The following is a 16,706-nucleotide window of genomic DNA, read 5'->3' on the forward strand; positions in this document are numbered from 1 at the left end:
CCCCCTGCAGATGGGGTCGCCGGGGACCGCAAGGGCTCCCGCTCAGGGGAAGGCTTTTCCCTCCCGGTCGCAACCAAGGCTTATACACCTATCGTTTGGCCGACTCGCTCAAGGGGGTTAGGATGTCGCATGGCCAACGAGCTCGACGGCATCAGAGCGCAAACGACGTGTCCGGTCTGCGATCGGGAACTGAACGTGCCCTATCGGACGTTGCGTCTCAAACGCACCATCGAGTGCCCGGGCTGTGGTGAAACCATCCGGCTGATTGACGATACGCCCATCGGCACGGTCCAGCGTCTGATCGACGAACTTGGCGAAGACCGGGACGAGATTTAGCGACTTTGATAATCTGCCCATGACGCCGGCAGGACAAGTCGCGTGGGGTACTCGCGAAACGACATCAAAGCGACGGTTGTCGTGGCGCGCGAGAGGAGCACTGTCCGTCACCTACCCCCTTGACACCCAGCTTCTCGCGACGCTCTCAGCGACGATGATTCCATATTCGTGGAAATATAGTATTGACGCGCATTTATATGACCATTATTTCCACATTCATCGAAATGATGGAGATCATCGATGTCCTGGAGCATCGCCCGGTTCGTCGAACGGCTGCTGCTAGCGAGCGAAGAGCCGCCCGCGCCTTGCGACCATCCCGATAGGACGGCCTTCCCGTCGGGAAAGAACGGTCGCAATACCCGCCTCTTGGGGCAGTTCCGTTGATGGAGGCCGCAGCGGCGATCGGGGCGTTGGGCGCGCTCGCGCAGGAGCATCGGCTGGCCGTGTTCCGTTTGCTGGTACAGGCCGGCGAGGACGGCATGCCGGCGGGGGCGATCGCGGACGCCCTGGGCATCCCCAACTCGTCGCTTTCGTTTCATCTCGCCCAGCTTTCCCGGGCGGGGCTGATCAGTCAGGAACGGCGGAGCAGGTCCCTCATCTATACCGCCGATTATGCCGCGATGAACGCGCTGCTCGGCTATCTCACCGAAAATTGCTGCGCCGGCGCGACCTGCGCCCCGGACGCGATCTGCGGTTCGCAAGACAAGCCCGTTCTGGAAAGGAAATCAGCATGAAGCGTCTGCACGTCCATGTCGGGGTCAACGATCTCGACCAGTCGGTCGGCTTCTATTCGACGCTGTTCGGCGCAGAGCCGGCCGTCGTGAAGCCGGACTATGCCAAATGGATGCTCGAGGATCCGAGGGTCAACTTCGCCATCTCGGTCGGGCAGCACGCGACCAAAGGCATCGAACACCTCGGCATCCAGGTGGAGAACCAGGACGAACTGGCCGAAGTCTATGGCCGGCTCAAGGCCGCCGACCGTCCGGTACTCGAGGAAGGCGCGACGACCTGCTGCTACGCCAAATCCGAAAAGAGCTGGATCGCCGATCCACAAGGCGTCGTCTGGGAAGCCTTCTTCACCAACGGTGAAGCGACCGTCTATGGCGACAGCCCCGCCCTGTCGGCGATTTCGGACAATGCCGGCGAGACGACTTGCTGCGCGCCGACGATGCCGGCCCAGAACGCCGGCTGCTGCGAGTGAACGTCACCATCTATCACAATCCGGCCTGCGGGACGTCGCGCAACACGCTCGGCCTGATCCGCAACGCAGGCATCGAGCCGACCGTCATCGAATATCTGAAGACGCCGCCGACACGCGCCGAGCTGGTGTCGCTGATCGCGCAAATGGGAATCCGCCCGCGCGACCTGCTGCGCCAGAAGGGCACTCCTTATGGCGAGCTGGGGCTGGATGACCCGAATCTTAGCGACGACCGGCTCATCAACGCGATGATCGAGCACCCGGTCCTGATCAACCGGCCCGTGGTGGTGACGCCGCTTGGCGTGAAGCTGTGTCGTCCGTCCGAGGCCGTGCTCGATATCCTGCCCCGCCCGCAGCGCTCCGCCTTCCACAAGGAAGACGGCGAACTGGTGATCGACCAAGCCGGGCACCGCGTCACCGGGAAAGAGAGCTAAGCTGTGGCGACCACAATGATCGCTTCCGGGCGTCCGGCGATATCGACCTTCGAACGCTATTTGTCGGTGTGGGTGGCGTTGTGCATCGTCGCCGGGATAGCCTTGGGCGCTGCAATACCGGGCGCGTTTGCAGCGATCGCCGCGGCGGAGGTCGCGCATGTGAACCTGCCGGTTGCGCTGCTCATCTGGCTGATGATCATCCCGATGCTGCTGAAAATCGACTTCGGCGCGCTCGGCCAGGTTCGGCAGCATCTGAGGGGCGTCGGCGTGACGCTCTTCATCAACTGGGCGGTCAAGCCGTTCTCGATGGCGTTGCTCGGCACCGTCTTCATCGGCTGGCTATTCCGGCCGCTGCTCCCGGCCGGTCAGATCGACAGCTACATTGCCGGCCTGATCCTGCTAGCCGCCGCGCCCTGCACCGCGATGGTGTTCGTCTGGTCGAACCTGTGCGAGGGGGAGCCGCACTACACGCTCAGCCAGGTCGCGCTCAACGATGTCATCATGGTGTTCGCGTTCGCGCCTCTGGTGGGGCTGCTGCTCGGCGTCGCCTCGATCACCGTGCCGTGGAATACGCTCCTGCTGTCGGTGCTGCTCTATATCGTCGTGCCGGTGATCATCGCGCAGACGGTGCGCCATACGCAGCTTTGCAGCGGTGGACAGCCGGCGCTCGATCGGCTCCTCAAGGCGCTCGGGCCGGTGTCGCTGGTGGCCCTGCTGGCCACCTTGGTCCTGCTGTTCGGGTTTCAGGGCGAGGCCATTTTGGGGCAGCCGCTGATCATCCTGCTCCTCGCCGTCCCGATCCTGATTCAGATCTATTTCAATGCCGGCCTGGCCTATTGGCTGAGCCGCCGCTTCGGCGTTGCATGGTGTGTGGCCGCGCCCGCGGCGCTGATCGGCGCGTCCAATTTCTTCGAGTTGGCCGTGGCCGCCGCGATCAGCCTGTTCGGCCTGCAATCGGGCGCGGCCCTCGCCACGGTCGTGGGCGTGTTGGTCGAAGTGCCGGTGATGTTGTCGGTGGTCGCCATCGTGAAGCGGACACGAGGTTGGTACGAAAGAGCCGCAATGGTCGGCTGACAATCCTAGCCGCAGCAGCTTTTGGCGCCGCTCTCCTGGATCGGCGGGCATGGCATTGTTGCATAGGAGCAGAAGACGCAGCAATCGCCTGCCTTGGGACGCAGGATGGCGCCGCATCCGGTGCAGTCGTAAAAATATTGGCAGGCATTGGTCGGCATCGTTTCCGTCGCCTGATGACCGCAGATCGGGCAGGTGATCGTTGAGCGCAGTTCGAGGCCGTCGTCAGACATAGCGATAACCCGCCCACAATAGGGCCGCACCAAGTAGCAGCCCGGCCAGCGTCAGAATTCGCATCGCGCGGGGAGTACGCACGCCGGCGCGACCGCAGTGCACCGCGCTCCTTTGTTGGCGGACCAACAATACGGCACCGACAATGAGGCAGGCTGTCCCGATCAGAAGAAGCGGCATGCGATAGGGCGCAGTGACGGCGGCGATGCCGCCGAGCCACGCGGCGCTGCCCCCGGCGGAGATGAGCAGTATCGGTAGTGCACAGCACGAAGCGACACCAAAGGCAGCGGCAAGACCAGTGAGTGTGAACGCCGCGGCGCTGGTGCCCTTGGGCGGGGTTGGCGGTTGTGTCACGGGTCGACTCCTTGTGCCGGGTACGCGACGGCCCTACCATCTGTAGCGACTACAGACTCAAGAGGTATTTTGACGATGAGCGGAACGGGCGCGATCCAGATCGGCGAGCTCTCGCGCCGCGCCGGCTGCAACATCGAGACGATTCGCTATTATGAACGAATCGGACTGATCCCGGCCCCGCCACGGCGAGGTCGCTTCCGCAGCTATGACAGGGAGGATGTGGCGCGCCTGGGGTTCGTGCGACGCGCCCGCGAGCTCGGGTTCACGCTCGATGAGGTGCGCGCTTTGCTACGGTTAGCGGCTGGGGGACCAGCCTCCTGCGCCGACGTACGCGATCTTGCCGCGTCGCACCTCAAGGACGTGCAAGCGCGAATCGCCGACCTCAAGCAGATGGAGCAGGTCCTTTCCGATTCGGTGAGAGCCTGCGACGCCGGCCAGGATCCCGGCTGCCCGCTGCTGCAGACGCTCCATGCCGAGACGCCGAACGCCCAAGGCCAAGGCTGACGAGCATGGATTGAATCAGCCGTAGTATCTTTCCCACCGGGGTGAAGGCATCGTTGGGCCACCGCAGAACGCGATGTGGCACGCCTCATTGCGGGGCTTCGCGAGGGCCGCCGGAGAGCTTTTGCTCCAGCACGCTACTTATGCCTTTTATGGCATTGCCGGGCGACGTCCTATCAAAGGGGTATGGCGAGATAGGTGAACGCCGACAGGCGCCTATTGTCGATTCTACCCTCAGCGGTGGTGAACTGGTGGTGAACTGAGCCAAAAACGCGAGAGAGTGGCCTCAGCCGCACCCTCGTAAGTCATCGATTTTCTTAGGAAACCTGGAGCGGGCGAAGGGATTCGAACCCTCGACCCCAACCTTGGCAAGGTTGTGCTCTACCCCTGAGCTACGCCCGCTCTTGGCGCCGGTCCGCGAGGATGCGGACCCGGGTAAGGCGGCGGCCCTAGCATCGGCGCCGGGGGTGGGCAAGCCCCCTTGGATCAGGACTTATCAATTGCGCGGATCGTGATGGCGCCATGCGGGTTCGTGGCGCGGAAAGGGCTTGGCTATGCGCGCTTTCGCCCCACATAAGGGCCGGACCACCGGATATGGGAGCAGATCTTGGCGACACTCGGCATGAGCCCGCAGGAAAATGAAGCGGTCGAGGCGTTCCGGCGCGACGTTGTCGAGCCGTCGATGACCAAGCTGGTCATCGTCGATTTCTGGGCCGAATGGTGCGGCCCGTGCAAGGCGCTCGCCCCGGTGCTGGAGAAGGTCGCGGCCGATTACGCCGACAAGGGCGTGGTGCTGGCCAAGGTCGATACCGACAAGAACCAGTTCATCGCCGCGCAATTCCAGATCAAGTCGATCCCGACCGTCTATGCGATGTTCCAGGGCCAGCTCGTCGCCGACCTGACGCAGGCGCGCACCGAATCGCAATTGAAGGCGATGCTCGACCAGATCCTGCGCCAAGTGCCCGTCGAAAGCGCCGAATCGCAGACCGAGGCCGAACTCGAACCGCTGATCGCGATGGGCGAGCAGGTGCTGGGCGAGGATCCGGCGCGCGCGCTGTCGATCTTCGACCAGCTTATCGCGATGGCGCCCGACCACCCGGCGATCGCCTCGGGCCGCATCCGGGCGCTGATCGCGCTCGATCGCGACGACGAGGCCGAAGCGGCGATCGCGGCACTGCCCGAGGAGATCGCCGGGCTGCCCGAGATCGAGCGCGCCAAATCGGCGCTCGCGCTGAAACAGGATGCCGAGCCGGTCGAAGACCTGTCGGGCCTGCAAGCCGAGGTCGCGGCCAACCCGCAAGATCTCGACGCGCGCTACCGGCTGGCAGGCGGACAGATGGCGGCAGGCGACCGCGACGCCGCCGCCGACAACCTGCTCGCCATCATCACCGCCGAGCGCGACTGGAACGAGGGTGCGGCACGCGACCGGCTGCTCAAATTGTTCGAAGTGACCGGGCTCGAGGATCCGTGGGTTTCGGCGCAGCGGCGACGATTGTCGGCGATCCTGTTCGGATGACGACGACGCGGCTCTCGGTGTTCCCGCTGCCCGGTGCGCTGTTGTTTCCGGGGATGCACCTGCCGCTCCATATTTTCGAGCCGCGCTACAAGGCAATGGTATCCGACGCGATGGCGCGCGACCGACGGATCGGCATGATCCAGCCGCGCCCCGGCACGCTGCGCCGCGATGGCGAACCCGCGCTGTTCGACCTCGGCTGCGTCGGACGGATCGCCGAGATCGAGGCGTTGGACGAGGGCCGCTACAACCTCGTCCTGCGGGGCGTATCGCGCTTCCGCATCGTCCGCGAACTCGAGGTGACGACGCCGTTCCGCCAGGTCGAGGCCGAGTTGCTCGACAGCGGTGACGAGGAGACCGAGATTCTCGCGCTGGGGCAGCGCGCCGCGCTCGAACTCGAATCGCGCCGCTTCGCCGATACGCAAGGCTATGCGGTCGATTGGGAAGCGGTCGGCCGGCTCGACGACGAAGCGCTGGTCAACGGCATCGCGCAGATCGCGCCGTTCGATGTCGCCGCCAAGCAGGCGCTGCTCGAATCGCCCGACCTCGCGACGCGCGCCGAACTGACCATCCAGCTCATGCAGTTCTTCGGCCGCCACGACGGCGACGACATGGTGACGCTGCAATGAGCGGCGCGATCGATCCCTGGCTGCTCTCGATCCTCGTCTGCCCGGCGACGCGGACCCCGTTACGCTACGACGAGGCGCGGCAGGAACTGGTGTCGGAGGAAGCCGGCCTCGCATATCCGATCCGCGACGGCGTGCCCGTGCTGCTGATCGAGGAAGCGCGGCGGATCGAGCAATGAGCAGCGACCGCGCGCTGACCGGCGAGTGGGACGGCATCTTCAACTATCCGCACACGCTCCCGTCGGTCGCCTTCGGCGCGATTTTTCGCGACGACGGCGGCATGCTCTCCGGCGAAACGACCGAGACCGGTGATGGCGGGTCGCTCCATGCGTTGCTGCAAGGCACGCGGACGGGCGCAGCGATCGCGCTCGTCAAAGTCTATGACGACGGCCATCAGACGCCGATCGCCTATACCGGCACGGCAAACGACGATTCGTCCGAAATTACCGGCCGCTGGAGCATCGCCGGGCAATGGAGTGGAACCTTCATCATGGTCCGCCGCCCCGACGCGAGCGCGCAGATCGACGTGCGAATCGCGGAGATCGTTGGTCGGCCCTAGATCGCCTCACCCATCAATAGCCTGGGTAGCTCGCCCGATTCACCGCGTGCCTCCGCCATGAACCGATCTTTGAGCGGCGGGATGCGATCGACCGCGGAGATGCCGAAGCGCCGGATCGCGCTTGCCGCCTTGCCGCGTACGCCGAACAGCCGCGTCAGCCCGTCGGTGGCGGCGGCGACCATGAGATTATCGAGCCCGCGCCAGCGCTGGTAGCGGGCGAGCACCTGGGCGTCGCCAAGATCCATCCCGGTTCTTTTCGCCTCGACGAGCACCTGCGCCAGCGCGGCGGCATCGCGGAAGCCGAGGTTGAGCCCCTGCCCCGCGATCGGGTGGATGCCGTGCGCCGCATCGCCGACCAGCGCCAACCGATCGGCGGTGATCGTCGCGGCGTGGTGGAAGCCGAGTGGATAGCTCGCGCGCGGCCTGAGGGTCGACAGCGCGCCGAGAAAGCCGCCCATGCGCTTTTCGGCCTCGGCAAGGAAAGCGCGATCGGAGAGCTTGAGCATCCCGGCGGCGTCCTTCGCGCGCACGCTCCACACGATCGCCGAGCGGTGGCCGGCAGCGTCGTCGGGCAGCGGCAGCAGCGCAAACGGGCCGGCGGGATAGAAGATTTCGTAAGCGATATTCTCGTGCGGGCGGGCATGGTTGAACGCCGAGATGATCGCGGCGTGATCATATTGCCAGCGCGCGACCTGGATACCCGCGGCCGCGCGCGTCGGCGAATTGCGCCCCTCGGCCGCGATCAGCAGCGGCGCCGACACCGTCTCGCCGCTCGACAGCCGCGCAGTGACGCCGCCGGCCCCGCGCGCGACGTGATCGGCGCGCGTCTTCATGCGCAGATCGACATGCGCCGCGCCGCGTGCCGATTCGAACAGCGCGCGCCGCAGCAGACGGTTCTCGTACATCGTCCCCAGCGCGCCATCATCGGCATCGGGAATGAAATCGAGCTTGCCCGGCGCGAGCCCGTCGCTCACCCGGATGTGCCGGATCTCACAGCCCTTGCCGGCAAGAGCTGTGCCCACGCCGATCGCGTCGAGCATCCGCCCGCTCGCACTCGCCACCGCCGACGCGCGGCCGTCGAAACCGGGCGCCAGCATGTGATCGGGATCGGCGGGATCGACGATGATCGACGACAGGCCATGCGCATCGAGCGCGACGCCGAGCGCACTGCCGACCAGCCCGCTGCCCAGAAGGATGACATCTGCCTGTTGCATCGCCGTGATGTAGCCCGCCCGGTCGCGGCCTCCAACCCTCTCATTGAGCCCGACGATCGCCGGACTCGGCCCACCGCGCGCCTTCTTGACGCCGGACTCGCAAGCGGGGACAATAGGAACATTGGGTGTACGGCCGCGCACAGGCGGCGTTTCGGGGGTCGGATCATGGCCAGTCGCGCGCAACCGTCGCTGTGGCGGGAATCGGTGAAGGCGGGCGCGGCGCGTTCGGGCGCGCTGTTCGCCGCGATCGGAATCGCGCTCGTCACGCTTGCGATCGCCCTCGCGCTTGCCACCTACAATGCCGGCGATGCCGCGCTGAACACCGCCGCCGGCGGGCCGACCCGCAATCTGCTCGGCGTGCCCGGCGCCTGGGTGAGCGATCTGTTGCTGACGATCGCGGGGCCGCTGGTCGCGCTGGTGCTGCCGATCGGGCCGATCATCGCGAGCCGATTGTGGCGCGACCGGCCGATCGGCCCGTGGCGGCGGATGGTGCGCGGCACGATCGGCGGCGTCGCGCTGATGGCGATCGCGGTCGGCTTCATATTCGGTTCGGCGCGGATGTGGCTTCCCGCCGGATGGGGCGGGGTGATCGGCCTCGGCGTCAGCGGCTGCGCGGAATGGGCGCTGGCCTATATCGGCGACGCGGCGATCCGCGACTGGGCCACCGGGCTGCTCGCGGCGGTGGCGGGGGTGAGCGGGCTGGTGATCTGGATCCGCAGCCTCGATCTCGACCTTGCCGACCGGCAATGGCGCCGGCGTCGCGTGCGCGACGACGATGACGGCGCGACGGCCGATGACGACATGCCCGCGTTGCGCGATTCGTTGAAGCGGACGCCGCAGCCGCGCCCGGTGGCCATTCCCGAGAGCCGCCCCGCGCCCGTCATCGCCGATCGCCAGCTTTCGCCTTCGGCAGCCGCGCGGCCCAAGGCGAAGCAGGCGTCGCTTGATCTGCGCGACAATTACCAATTGCCGCCGATCGACCTGCTCAAGGCCGCGCCCGCGACCGGCAATACGACGATCGACAAGGCCGCGCTCGAGCGCAACGCGCGACTGCTCGAAAGCGTGCTCGACGATTTCAACGTCAAGGGATCGATCGTCGAGGTCCGCCCCGGCCCGGTGGTGACGATGTACGAACTCGAGCCGGCGTCGGGGATCAAGGCGAGCCGGGTGATCGCGCTCGCCGACGATATCGCGCGCAACATGTCGGCGGTGTCGGCGCGCGTCGCGACGATCCCGGGGCGCAGCGTGATCGGGATCGAGCTGCCCAACGTCAAGCGCGAGATGGTCAACCTGCACGAACTGGTCGCGAGCCAGAATTTCGAGGATCTGACCGCGCAACTGCCGATCATCCTCGGCAAGAATATCGCCGGCGATCCGGTGATCGCCGATCTCGCGCCGATGCCGCATCTGCTCGTCGCGGGCACCACCGGCTCGGGCAAGTCGGTGGGCTTGAACTGCATGATCCTGTCGCTGCTCTACCGGCTGACGCCCGATCAGTGCAAAATGATCATGATCGATCCCAAGATGCTCGAACTGAGCATGTACGAGGATATCCCCCACCTGCTCGCCCCCGTCGTCACCGAACCGCCCAAGGCGGTGCGGGCGCTCAAATGGGCGGTCGAACAGATGGAGGATCGCTATCGCATGATGGCCTCGGTCGGCGTGCGCAGCCTGTCATCGTTCAACGACAAGGTGAAGGCCGCCAGGGCCAAGGGCCAGCCGCTCGGCCGCAAGGTGCAGACCGGTTACCACCCGGAGACCGGCCAGCCGGTCTATGAGGAGGAGCAGCTCGATTATCCGGTGCTGCCGCAGATCGTCGTCGTCGTCGACGAACTGGCCGATCTGATGATGACCGCGGGCAAGGAGGTCGAATTCCTGATCCAGCGGCTCGCGCAAAAGGCGCGCGCGGCGGGCATCCACCTGATCATGGCGACGCAGCGCCCCTCGGTCGACGTCATCACCGGCGTGATCAAGGCCAATCTGCCGACGCGGATCAGCTTCCACGTCACCTCGAAGATCGATTCGCGCACCATCCTGGGCGAGCAGGGCGCCGAGCAACTGCTGGGCAAGGGCGACATGCTCTACATGCCCGGCGGCAAGCAGATCGCGCGCGTCCACGGCCCGTTCGTCTCGGACGAGGAAGTGCAGGCGGTCGCCAACCACTGGCGCGCGCAAGGGAGCCCCGATTATATCCAGTCGGTCACCGAGGAGCCCGAGGACAGCTTCGCGCTCGATGGCGCGCCGACCGGCGAGGATTCGGCCGAAGACCAGCAATACCGCCAGGCGCGCCAGCTCGTCGCCGAAAGCCAGAAGGCCTCGACCTCGTGGCTGCAACGGCAATTGCGGATCGGCTACAATTCGGCCGCGCGGCTGATCGAGCGGATGGAGAAGGAAGGGCTGGTTTCCAAACCCGATCACGTCGGCCGCCGCGAGGTGCTGATGGATCAGGACGGGCGGCCGCTCTAGATAGGGCGGCAACCAAAGCTGAACCGTCGCGTTCTGCCCGGTTCACAGCGCGTTCAATGCGTTCCTGTAACAATCCCGGACACGTCGATTAAGGAGCATTCTCCCCGTGAAGGTCCGTTTTCTCGCTTTGGCCACCGCCATCGCCGCGCCGGCGATCGTCATCCCCGCCGCGACCGGGATCGCCGCGCCCGCGGCGGGCGATCTCGCCACCGTCCAGCACTATCTGGGATCGGTCGACACGATGACCGCGCATTTCACCCAGACCGACCGCGCGGGCAAGGTGCTTACCGGCACGCTGAGCCTCAAGAAGCCCGGCAAGATCCGCTTCCAGTACGAAAAGGGCGTGCCGATCCTTATCGTCGGCGACGGCAAGGCGCTGTTCTTCATCGATTATTCGGTGAACCAGGTGCAACGCTGGCCGATCGGCGATTCGCCGCTGTCGGTGCTGCTCGATCCGGGCAAGGACATGAGCAAGGTCGCGCATGTCGTACCCGGCGGCGATCCGCGGGTGATCTCGGTCGAGGCAAGCGATCCCAAGCATCCGCAATACGGCCGGATCACCTTGGTCTTCGCCCGCGACACCGGCGCGACCGGCGGGCTGACGCTCCAGGGATGGGTCGCGCTCGATTCGCAGAACAACCGCACCACGGTTCGCCTCAGCGACCAGAAGATCAACGTGCCCGTCTCCGACAACACGTTTCGCTGGAACGATCCGCGGAGGACGACGCGCGGGCGATAAGCGCGCCATTCATATTGGCGACAGGTTCCCGACGCTAATAGGGGCTCGCGGATTCGGGGTGATCCGGGATTCCCCCCTGTTGCCCGGATGCTTACGCCCCGGTTCCCGCCTGCGTGACGAACGCTAGGTTGGCCCCCGTTCCATGCCCCCGGAGCGGGGGCCTTTCTTTTTGTCGGAGAACGGTGTTTTTGTTCGGTGCGGTGCCGGCCCGCGCCCTCGCACTGGCGCGCGATGACCGATACGACTACATCGCGCGGCATGGCCGACACGCTCAAGATCGTCTCCTGGAACATCAATTCGGTTCGTTTCCGTATCGAGATCGTCGAGCGCTTCCTGAAGGAAGCGCAGCCCGATATCCTCTGCCTCCAGGAAACCAAGGTTATCGACGGGGACTTCCCCGCCGCCCCGTTCCGGCGGCTGGGCTATGAGCATATCGTCCTCCACGGCCAGCGGATGCACCACGGCGTCGCGATCCTCTCACGATTGCCGATCGTCGAGGACGACCGGCTCGACTGGCAGGCGAACGGCGAGGCACGGCATATCGGCGTGCGGCTGCCGAACGGGATGCGGATCGAGAATGTCTATGTGCCCGCCGGCGGCGACATCCCCGATCGCACGCTCAACCCCAAATTCGGGCAGAAGCTCGATTTCGTCGAGCGGATGACGCGCTGGTCCGAGACGCTCGCGGTGCCCACCCTGCTCGTCGGGGATTTCAATATCGCGCCGCTTCCCAGCGATGTCTGGGGCCACAAGCAATTGCTGAAGGTCGTCAGCCACACGCCCATCGAAGTCGATGCGCTGGATGCGCTCAAGGCCAGCAATTCGTGGGTCGATCTCGGCCGCCATTTCCATCCCGCGCCCGCGCGGCTTCACACCTGGTGGAGCTATCGCTCGCCCGACTGGACCAGGAACGATCGCGGCCGCCGCCTCGATCATATGTGGGCGACGCGCGAGATTGCCGACAAGGCCGTGGCACACCACGTCTTCGAGGATTGCCGAAGCTGGCTGAAGCCATCGGACCATGTGCCGATCATGACCGAGTTCACTGCATGAGCGCGCGCGCCGCGGCCCGGGCGATCGACGCGCTGCGCCGTGGCTGGCCGGTGGCGATCGGCGACGGCGCAGCGGTGCTGAGCCTGCTCGCGATCGAGACCGCCGATCCCGCGCGCCTCGCAAGCTTCGACCCCGAGGCGCGCGCGCCGGTGCTGCTGTCGGCGGGCCGTGCGGCAACCCTCAAGCTCGCCAACCAGCGCGAGGCGGCGACCCCGGACGCGCCGGTGATGGTCGATCGCGCGCCGTGGCTCGACCTTGCCGTCGCGACCGCGCTCGCCGATCCGCAGCTCGATCTTGCGACGCCGATGAAGGGGCCGTTCGCCGCGATCCCCGTGATCGCGCCCGATCTTGCCGCCGCCGCGCTGCAACTCGCGCGGATCGCCGGCATCCTGCCCGCATTTTTCGTCCGCACCGATGCCGCCGACAACGAGGTCTCGATCACCCCCACCGATATCGCCGCGCATGAGGACGCCGCGCGGCTGACGATCGCGGCGCGCGCGCGCCTGCCGGTCGAGGGCGCAGAGGCGACCGAGATCGTCGCCTTCCGCACCCCCGAAATGCCGGGCGAGCATGTCGCATTGCTGATCGGCGCGCCCGATGGCCGCCCGCCGCTGGTGCGGCTCCACAGCGAATGTTTGACGGGTGACGTACTCGGCAGTCTCAAATGCGATTGCGGCCCGCAATTGCGCGCGGCGATCCGCGAAATCGAGCGCAGCGGCTGGGGTATCCTGCTCTATCTGCGGCAGGAAGGGCGCGGGATCGGGCTGATCAACAAGCTGCGCGCTTATGCGCTCCAGGATCAGGGGTTCGACACCGTCGATGCCAACACCCGACTCGGTTTCGCGATCGACGCCCGCGACTTCGCGGTCGCGGCGCGGATGCTGACCTTGCTCGGACAATGCGAAATCCGGCTGCTGACCAACAATCCGGCCAAGGTCGCCGGGCTCGAGGCCGCAGGCGTGCGCGTGATCGAACGCGTACCACATCATCTGCCGCCCAACCCGCACAACGAGCGCTATCTCGCGACCAAGCGCGATCGCACCGGCCACCAGCTCTGACAGCGATGGCGCATCCGCTCGATCGGCCGGTCTGGAGCGCACTGACGACGCGGCAAGCGGGGTTTGCGATCGGCGATGCGGGCGCGCTGCGCTTCGATCCCGCGGTGGCGGTGTTCGCCGCGGCAAGGGATACGACCCCCGAAAGCCTTGCGGCGCTGGCGCGGCTCGTTCCCGAAGGCGGAACGATCGGGCTGGTCGAGCACGGCGCGCCCGCGCTTCCCGACGCGCTTCATGTCGTCAAACAGGTCGCATGCGTCCAGATGATCGCGCCGCACCTGTCGGTGCCCAAACCCGGTTTCAACGTCGTGACGCTCGGCGATGCCGACGCCGCCGAGATGCTCGATCTGGCAACGCTGACCGAACCCGGCCCGTTCTTCGCGCGCACGCACGTCTTGGGCGGCTTCGTCGGAGTGCGCGAGGCGGGCCGGTTGGTCGCGATGGCTGGCGAACGGCTCAAGGCGCCCGGCTTCACCGAGGTCAGCGGCGTGTGCACGCGGCCCGGCTGGCGCGGCCGCGGGTTCGCCGCAGGGCTGCTGAGGCTCGTCGCCCGGCGGATCGCGGCGCGGGGCGAAACCCCGTTCCTCCATGCCTATGCCGATCACGCCGCGACGATCGCGCTCTACGAACGGCTCGGTTTCGCGGTGCGCGCGCAGATGACCTATACCATCCTCAGGCGCTGACCGCTCCTCAGCCGATCCCGATCAGCCGCGCCACGCTCGCGAAATCACCGGCGACGGCATCGACGCCGATCGCGCGCAGCGTCTCGGCGTGGCCGGGCGGGCAGTGACGCCCCGCGCACAAGCCGATCACGCTCGCCCCCGACGCGACCGCACCGGTCGCGCCGACGGGCGAATCCTCGATGATCGTGCAGCGATCGATCCTCACCCCGAGCGCGCGTGCGGCATGGAGATAGACGTCGGGCGCCGGCTTGCCGCGCGCCACATGCTCACGGCCCGAGAACACCATCGACCCGAAATCGGCGCGCAGGCCGAGATGATCGAGATGCGTTTCGATCCACGCGCTCGAACTGGACGAGGCGATCGCCCGGGGCAGGTCGGCGGGCAGCGCCCGGACGAACGCGATCGCACCCGCGACCGGATCGAGCCCTTCGGCGAGAACGCGTGCATCTTCCTCGGCGCGCGCGGCATGGAAATCGTGCGGCAGCGGCCGGCCGATCCGGCGTTCGATCGCGGCGACGAAATCCGCGCCCGCCAGCCCCATATAGTGCGTCATCGCTTCTTCGGGCGTGTGCGGATGGCCGATCGCGGTCAGATAGCGCGCGATCTGCGCGTTGCCGGCATATTCGCTTTCGAGCAGCACGCCGTCGAAATCGAAGATCAGCGCGTCGGCCGGCAGGACGGCAACGGAGTGACGATCGGCACCCGTGACAACGCTCACGCGCGCGTACCGAACAAGGCCGTGCCGACGCGGACATGCGTGGCGCCGAGCGTCACGGCGGTTGGATAATCGCTCGACATGCCCATGCTCAACCCGGCCACGCCTTCGTCACGCGCCAGCCTGGCGAGCAGCGCGAAATAGGGCGCCGGCTCGACGGCGGCGGGCGGAAGACACATCAGCCCCGCGACCGGCAACTCCGCCCCGCGCGCCTCGGCGAGCAGCGCGGGAAGGTCTGCGATCGCCACCCCGCCCTTCTGCTCCTCGGCGCCGATATTGACCTGGACGAAGCACGCGGGCCGCCGCCCGGCCTTGTCCATCGCCTTCGCCAGCGCGGTGACGAGCGAGACGCGATCGACCGAATGGATCGCATCGAACAGCGCCACCGCCTCGTCGGCCTTGTTCGACTGGAGCTGCCCGATCAGGTGAAGCGAGATATCGGGCGCCGCCGCGCGCAACGCGGGCCATTTCGTCTGCGCTTCCTGGACGCGGTTCTCCCCGAATACGCGCTGGCCGGCGTCGATCAACGGCCGGATCGCCGCTATCGGATGCGTCTTGGAGACCGCGATCAGCGTCACCGCATCACGCGGGCGACCGGCCGTGCGCGCGGCCTTGGCGATGGCGGCATGAACCTCGGCGAGGCGGTGGGCGGGATCGTCGGCGGGCATGCGCGCTGCTATAGGCATCGCCGTGCCCCGCCGCCACCCACCTCGCCTCTGGCTGATGACCGACGAACGGCTCGGCGAGTCGCTATGGACGGCGCTCGACAACCTGCCGCCCGGCGCGGGAATCGTGTTTCGCCACTATCGCACCCCGCTTGCCGAACGGCGGCGACTGTTCGCGGCCGTGCAGGCGATCGCCGATCGGCGCGGGCTGGTGCTGGTGCGCGCCGGCGCCGACCGGCTCGCCGCGCGCGAGGACGGGGTCCACAATGCCGCCCGGCGCCCCGAGCGAGGGTTGCTGACGCGCGCCGTCCATGCGCGGCGCGAGGCAATCGCCGCCGCACGCGTGGGTGCCGACCTGATCTTCGTCTCGCCGGTTTTTGCGACACGATCGCATCCGGGCGCCGCCGTGCTCGGTGTCGCGCGGGCTCGTGCGATCGCGCGCACCTTTCCCGGTGCGGCAATCGCGCTCGGTGGCGTCACACCGGCACGCGGGCGACGGATGATGCGATTCGGATTTTACGGCTGGGCGGCGATCCAGGCCTGGATCGCCGAATAACGGCGCGATCCGTTAGAAGCGGAAGGCGGTGCCGATATAGACGGCCTGGCTGTCGTGGCGGTCGTCGGCGAGCCGCTGGAGCCGATCACGATCATGTTCGGACTTGTAGCGCACGCCCGCGGTCAGATCGAGATTGCGGGTCAGCGAATACGAGCCGCCGACATCGATCGAATAGCTCGGATCGTCGGCGATCAGGCGCGGCGTATCGGCGAGCGGTCGCGTCGCGGTCGCCTTGACGCGGCCCGAGGCGCGGCGCCCCGTATAGCTCAACCCCATGTCGACCGACTGGGCGCTGCCCGGCTTGCCGCCGAGATCGACGTGGGTGACATCGCCCGACAGCGCGAATCGCTTCCAGCCGACCGCGACGCCGAGATTGTAGGCGATCGGCGCGACGCTGACCGTGCTCGCCGGCGCCACCGTGCGCGCGCTGCTCTCATCGCTGCTGCGCGAGACGCGCTTGCGCACGGCCACCGTCACGCGATGCTGCTCGCCCTTGCCCGCCTCCGAGGGCGTGAAACGGAAGCCGCTGGCGTTGAGGCCGCTGCGGGCCAGCGCCGCCGCGAGCTTGGGATCCGCCGAGGCCGGGGTGAAGGATCCGATGCCGTCTTCCATACCGATCGTGAGCGGCCGGGACGGCGCCAGACGGTCGGGAGCGCCAAGTGCGGGAGACACGGCGATGCCGGCAGCGACAAGCGCCACCAGTCCCATGCCCCCGAGGACTCGACCATCGACCACGA

General features: G+C 67.0%; 22 protein-coding genes and 1 tRNA gene. 16 read left to right on the plus strand and 7 right to left on the minus strand.

What is annotated here, in order from left to right:
• Positions 1 to 129: 129 nt before the first annotated feature.
• The 5 genes from DFR49_RS12820 (at position 130) to arsB (ending at position 3,042) form a co-directional block, all read left to right on the plus strand.
• Entirely contained in the window at positions 130 to 336 is a 207-nt protein-coding gene (locus DFR49_RS12820) for a hypothetical protein (protein WP_119036029.1), read from the plus strand.
• A 383-nt stretch (positions 337 to 719) separates the two neighbouring features.
• On the plus strand, positions 720 to 1,070 hold the full coding sequence (locus DFR49_RS12825) for an ArsR/SmtB family transcription factor (RefSeq protein ID WP_119036030.1): 351 nt from the start codon (positions 720 to 722) through the stop codon (positions 1,068 to 1,070).
• The gene (locus DFR49_RS12830) at positions 1,067 to 1,537 is read left to right on the plus strand and encodes an ArsI/CadI family heavy metal resistance metalloenzyme (RefSeq protein ID WP_119036031.1); all 471 of its coding nucleotides are present in this window, start codon (positions 1,067 to 1,069) and stop codon (positions 1,535 to 1,537) included. Before DFR49_RS12825 ends, DFR49_RS12830 begins: the two co-directional genes overlap by 4 nt.
• Complete coding sequence (gene arsC, locus DFR49_RS12835) at positions 1,489 to 1,968, plus strand: arsenate reductase (glutaredoxin) (protein ID WP_425454942.1); 480 nt, start codon at positions 1,489 to 1,491, stop codon at positions 1,966 to 1,968. Before DFR49_RS12830 ends, arsC begins: the two co-directional genes overlap by 49 nt.
• Positions 1,969 to 1,983: 15 nt before the next feature.
• Entirely contained in the window at positions 1,984 to 3,042 is a 1,059-nt protein-coding gene (gene arsB, locus DFR49_RS12840; protein WP_425454943.1) for an ACR3 family arsenite efflux transporter, read from the plus strand.
• Positions 3,043 to 3,047: 5 nt separating this feature from the next.
• On the opposite strand, the gene DFR49_RS12845 is transcribed toward arsB, so the two are convergent.
• Both DFR49_RS12845 and DFR49_RS12850 read right to left on the minus strand, forming a co-directional pair.
• Positions 3,048 to 3,272 (minus strand): GDCCVxC domain-containing (seleno)protein, encoded by a 225-nt coding sequence (locus DFR49_RS12845; RefSeq protein WP_119036033.1) that lies wholly within the window; start codon positions 3,270 to 3,272, stop codon positions 3,048 to 3,050.
• Entirely contained in the window at positions 3,265 to 3,624 is a 360-nt protein-coding gene (locus DFR49_RS12850; protein ID WP_119036034.1) for a mercuric reductase, read from the minus strand. Before DFR49_RS12850 ends, DFR49_RS12845 begins: the two co-directional genes overlap by 8 nt.
• 75 nt (positions 3,625 to 3,699) lie before the next feature.
• Here DFR49_RS12850 and DFR49_RS12855 point away from each other — a divergent pair, with 75 nt between their 5' ends.
• Positions 3,700 to 4,128, plus strand: a complete 429-nt coding sequence (locus tag DFR49_RS12855) for a MerR family transcriptional regulator (protein WP_119036035.1) — start codon at positions 3,700 to 3,702, stop codon at positions 4,126 to 4,128.
• Positions 4,129 to 4,452: 324 nt separating this feature from the next.
• Here DFR49_RS12855 and DFR49_RS12860 read toward each other — a convergent pair.
• Positions 4,453 to 4,527 (minus strand) — tRNA-Gly (locus DFR49_RS12860).
• Between the two features lie 220 nt (positions 4,528 to 4,747).
• Between DFR49_RS12860 and DFR49_RS12865 the strand changes: the two genes are divergently transcribed.
• Genes DFR49_RS12865 through DFR49_RS12880 form a run of 4 tightly spaced genes read left to right on the plus strand, consistent with a single transcriptional unit; the run spans position 4,748 to position 6,823 of the window.
• A complete protein-coding gene (locus DFR49_RS12865; RefSeq protein WP_119036036.1) occupies positions 4,748 to 5,641 on the plus strand; it encodes a tetratricopeptide repeat protein in 894 nt (297 codons plus the stop codon).
• Complete coding sequence (locus DFR49_RS12870; protein WP_119036037.1) at positions 5,638 to 6,267, plus strand: LON peptidase substrate-binding domain-containing protein; 630 nt, start codon at positions 5,638 to 5,640, stop codon at positions 6,265 to 6,267. The genes DFR49_RS12865 and DFR49_RS12870 overlap by 4 nt, the downstream gene beginning before the upstream one ends.
• Positions 6,264 to 6,443 carry a Trm112 family protein gene (locus DFR49_RS12875; protein ID WP_119036038.1) on the plus strand — a complete coding sequence of 60 codons (180 nt, stop codon included), beginning with the start codon at positions 6,264 to 6,266 and terminating at the stop codon, positions 6,441 to 6,443. The genes DFR49_RS12870 and DFR49_RS12875 overlap by 4 nt, the downstream gene beginning before the upstream one ends.
• Complete coding sequence (locus tag DFR49_RS12880) at positions 6,440 to 6,823, plus strand: hypothetical protein (RefSeq protein ID WP_119036039.1); 384 nt, start codon at positions 6,440 to 6,442, stop codon at positions 6,821 to 6,823. The genes DFR49_RS12875 and DFR49_RS12880 overlap by 4 nt, the downstream gene beginning before the upstream one ends.
• Here DFR49_RS12880 and DFR49_RS12885 read toward each other — a convergent pair.
• On the minus strand, positions 6,820 to 8,037 hold the full coding sequence (locus tag DFR49_RS12885) for a UbiH/UbiF/VisC/COQ6 family ubiquinone biosynthesis hydroxylase (RefSeq protein WP_119036040.1): 1,218 nt from the start codon (positions 8,035 to 8,037) through the stop codon (positions 6,820 to 6,822). The two genes, DFR49_RS12880 and DFR49_RS12885, sit on opposite strands and share 4 nt — an antisense overlap.
• 165 nt (positions 8,038 to 8,202) lie before the next feature.
• Here DFR49_RS12885 and DFR49_RS12890 point away from each other — a divergent pair, with 165 nt between their 5' ends.
• From DFR49_RS12890 to DFR49_RS12910, 5 genes are all read left to right on the plus strand, one after another.
• The gene (locus DFR49_RS12890) at positions 8,203 to 10,503 is read left to right on the plus strand and encodes an FtsK/SpoIIIE family DNA translocase (RefSeq protein WP_119036041.1); all 2,301 of its coding nucleotides are present in this window, start codon (positions 8,203 to 8,205) and stop codon (positions 10,501 to 10,503) included.
• 106 nt (positions 10,504 to 10,609) lie between these two features.
• Entirely contained in the window at positions 10,610 to 11,242 is a 633-nt protein-coding gene (locus DFR49_RS12895; RefSeq protein WP_119036042.1) for a LolA family protein, read from the plus strand.
• A 258-nt stretch (positions 11,243 to 11,500) separates the two neighbouring features.
• Entirely contained in the window at positions 11,501 to 12,295 is a 795-nt protein-coding gene (locus tag DFR49_RS12900; RefSeq protein ID WP_119036043.1) for an exodeoxyribonuclease III, read from the plus strand.
• Positions 12,292 to 13,353 carry a GTP cyclohydrolase II gene (gene ribA, locus DFR49_RS12905; protein WP_119036044.1) on the plus strand — a complete coding sequence of 354 codons (1,062 nt, stop codon included), beginning with the start codon at positions 12,292 to 12,294 and terminating at the stop codon, positions 13,351 to 13,353. The genes DFR49_RS12900 and ribA overlap by 4 nt, the downstream gene beginning before the upstream one ends.
• A gap of 5 nt (positions 13,354 to 13,358) precedes the next feature.
• Positions 13,359 to 14,033 carry a GNAT family N-acetyltransferase gene (locus DFR49_RS12910; protein ID WP_119036045.1) on the plus strand — a complete coding sequence of 225 codons (675 nt, stop codon included), beginning with the start codon at positions 13,359 to 13,361 and terminating at the stop codon, positions 14,031 to 14,033.
• A gap of 7 nt (positions 14,034 to 14,040) precedes the next feature.
• Here DFR49_RS12910 and DFR49_RS12915 read toward each other — a convergent pair whose 3' ends face one another.
• Positions 14,041 to 14,751 (minus strand): HAD family hydrolase, encoded by a 711-nt coding sequence (locus DFR49_RS12915; RefSeq protein WP_425454944.1) that lies wholly within the window; start codon positions 14,749 to 14,751, stop codon positions 14,041 to 14,043.
• Positions 14,748 to 15,416 carry a YggS family pyridoxal phosphate-dependent enzyme gene (locus DFR49_RS12920; RefSeq protein ID WP_119036046.1) on the minus strand — a complete coding sequence of 223 codons (669 nt, stop codon included), beginning with the start codon at positions 15,414 to 15,416 and terminating at the stop codon, positions 14,748 to 14,750. Before DFR49_RS12920 ends, DFR49_RS12915 begins: the two co-directional genes overlap by 4 nt.
• On the opposite strand from DFR49_RS12920, the gene DFR49_RS12925 reads away from it, so the two are divergent.
• Complete coding sequence (locus DFR49_RS12925) at positions 15,415 to 15,969, plus strand: thiamine phosphate synthase (protein WP_119036047.1); 555 nt, start codon at positions 15,415 to 15,417, stop codon at positions 15,967 to 15,969. The genes DFR49_RS12920 and DFR49_RS12925 overlap by 2 nt on opposite strands.
• A 12-nt stretch (positions 15,970 to 15,981) precedes the next feature.
• Here DFR49_RS12925 and DFR49_RS12930 read toward each other — a convergent pair whose 3' ends face one another.
• Entirely contained in the window at positions 15,982 to 16,704 is a 723-nt protein-coding gene (locus DFR49_RS12930; protein ID WP_342768472.1) for a hypothetical protein, read from the minus strand.
• Between the last annotated feature and the right edge of the window lie 2 nt (positions 16,705 to 16,706).

It is taken from the genome of Hephaestia caeni (assembly GCF_003550065.1).
GTDB classification, from domain to species: Bacteria; Pseudomonadota; Alphaproteobacteria; order Sphingomonadales; family Sphingomonadaceae; genus Sphingomonas; species Sphingomonas caeni_A.

Bases quoted from the DNA above. Each gene is read 5' to 3' on its own strand.
- DFR49_RS12820 (WP_119036029.1), top strand. From the start codon at position 130: ATGGCCAACGAGCTCGACGGCATCAGAGCGCAAACGACGTGTCCGGTC.
- DFR49_RS12825 (WP_119036030.1), top strand. From the start codon at position 720: ATGGAGGCCGCAGCGGCGATCGGGGCGTTGGGCGCGCTCGCGCAGGAG.
- DFR49_RS12830 (WP_119036031.1), top strand. From the start codon at position 1,067: ATGAAGCGTCTGCACGTCCATGTCGGGGTCAACGATCTCGACCAGTCG.
- arsB (WP_425454943.1), top strand. From the start codon at position 1,984: ATGATCGCTTCCGGGCGTCCGGCGATATCGACCTTCGAACGCTATTTG.
- DFR49_RS12845 (WP_119036033.1), bottom strand. From the start codon at position 3,272: ATGTCTGACGACGGCCTCGAACTGCGCTCAACGATCACCTGCCCGATC.
- DFR49_RS12855 (WP_119036035.1), top strand. From the start codon at position 3,700: ATGAGCGGAACGGGCGCGATCCAGATCGGCGAGCTCTCGCGCCGCGCC.
- DFR49_RS12865 (WP_119036036.1), top strand. From the start codon at position 4,748: ATGAGCCCGCAGGAAAATGAAGCGGTCGAGGCGTTCCGGCGCGACGTT.
- DFR49_RS12870 (WP_119036037.1), top strand. From the start codon at position 5,638: ATGACGACGACGCGGCTCTCGGTGTTCCCGCTGCCCGGTGCGCTGTTG.
- DFR49_RS12875 (WP_119036038.1), top strand. From the start codon at position 6,264: ATGAGCGGCGCGATCGATCCCTGGCTGCTCTCGATCCTCGTCTGCCCG.
- DFR49_RS12880 (WP_119036039.1), top strand. From the start codon at position 6,440: ATGAGCAGCGACCGCGCGCTGACCGGCGAGTGGGACGGCATCTTCAAC.
- DFR49_RS12885 (WP_119036040.1), bottom strand. From the start codon at position 8,037: ATGCAACAGGCAGATGTCATCCTTCTGGGCAGCGGGCTGGTCGGCAGT.
- DFR49_RS12890 (WP_119036041.1), top strand. From the start codon at position 8,203: ATGGCCAGTCGCGCGCAACCGTCGCTGTGGCGGGAATCGGTGAAGGCG.
- DFR49_RS12900 (WP_119036043.1), top strand. From the start codon at position 11,501: ATGGCCGACACGCTCAAGATCGTCTCCTGGAACATCAATTCGGTTCGT.
- ribA (WP_119036044.1), top strand. From the start codon at position 12,292: ATGAGCGCGCGCGCCGCGGCCCGGGCGATCGACGCGCTGCGCCGTGGC.
- DFR49_RS12910 (WP_119036045.1), top strand. From the start codon at position 13,359: ATGGCGCATCCGCTCGATCGGCCGGTCTGGAGCGCACTGACGACGCGG.
- DFR49_RS12925 (WP_119036047.1), top strand. From the start codon at position 15,415: ATGCGCGCTGCTATAGGCATCGCCGTGCCCCGCCGCCACCCACCTCGC.
- DFR49_RS12920 (WP_119036046.1), bottom strand. From the start codon at position 15,416: ATGCCCGCCGACGATCCCGCCCACCGCCTCGCCGAGGTTCATGCCGCC.